The 1,015-nt window shown below is 65.8% G+C and carries 2 protein-coding genes; both read left to right on the top strand.

Annotated elements, in window-relative coordinates; genetic code table 11:
* Window positions 1-426, top strand: a 426-nt coding sequence (locus AACX78_RS21840; protein ID WP_159167616.1) for a phage tail protein, incomplete at its 5' end; no start/stop codon positions are given.
* On the top strand, window positions 423-1,015 hold a 593-nt coding region (locus AACX78_RS21835), incomplete at its 3' end, for a phage virion morphogenesis protein (protein ID WP_159167615.1). The genes AACX78_RS21840 and AACX78_RS21835, both read left to right, overlap by 4 nt.

The raw sequence follows: 1,015 nt of genomic DNA, 5'->3' as shown, positions 1-1,015 counted from the left end.
CTGGATAGCTGGATGGAGAACGGCACCATCCGGCTGGCGCCCAAAAACATGGGCCCCACCGGGGTGGACGTGGCCTGGCTCACCTATCAGGCGGTGTTCACCATCGAGCAACTGCCGTTTCGCGAGCAGGATCCGGCCATCGCGCTGGCCACGGTTGCCGCCTGGGTGCAGGAGCATGACGAGTTCCGCGAGCAGTTCGAGTTGCCGGACCCCGAGTACGCCGTCACCCCGAACGATGAGAAGACGGCCGACCTTGAGATCCAGCTCGCCTTTACCGAGCCGCTGCGCCTGGTGGAACACAAGCAAGGCCCCATCAACTGGCTCGGCAAGCGCTGGAACGTGGCCCCCTATGACATCTGGAACGCCGAGCAGATTGACCTGAATGTGGGCAACACCGGCCATCACCAGGTAGGCGGCCAACCATGATCAGCATCACCCTGGACAGTCGCCGCACCCAGGAACAGCTCAAGCTGCTGGCCCTATCACCCAAGCAGCGCAAGCGCCTGGTGTGGCGGGCGGCCGCCGAGCTCAAGAAGCTGGCCGCCCGCAACGTACGCCAACAGCAAGACCCCAACGGCAGTGCCTGGGCCCCGCGCAAACGGGGCAAGCGCAAGATGCTGCGCGGCCTGCCCAAGCTGTTGGAGATCCACGCCCCCCGCCAGGACGTGGCCGAGTTGGGTTTCAAGAAAGGCACCATGAGCGCTCACGCAGGGGTCATCGCGGGCACCCACCAGAAGGGTCACACCTTCCTGGTCACCGCCGCCAGCCGGCGCCGCATTGCCCCCAGCGAAGGCGGCAAGCACAAACCGGCCAGCAAGGCCCAAGCCCGCAAGCTGCGGGAATTGGGCTTCAAGCGCCCGGGCAAGCGCAAGCGCGCCTACCGCTCGGCCTCCTTGGGCTGGATCACCGGCAACCTCAACGCGGCCCAGGCCGGCCTGCTTATCAAGAAGCTCAAGGATGAACCGGTGAAAACCCACTGGGAGATAACGCTCCCTGCCCGCCCGTTCCTGGGCGC

It is taken from the genome of Aeromonas sp. 9A (assembly GCF_963900955.1).
GTDB classification, from domain to species: Bacteria; Pseudomonadota; Gammaproteobacteria; order Enterobacterales; family Aeromonadaceae; genus Aeromonas; species Aeromonas salmonicida.
The sequence above is the reverse complement of the archived record's forward strand: the minus strand, read 5'-3'. Positions and strand labels throughout refer to the sequence as shown.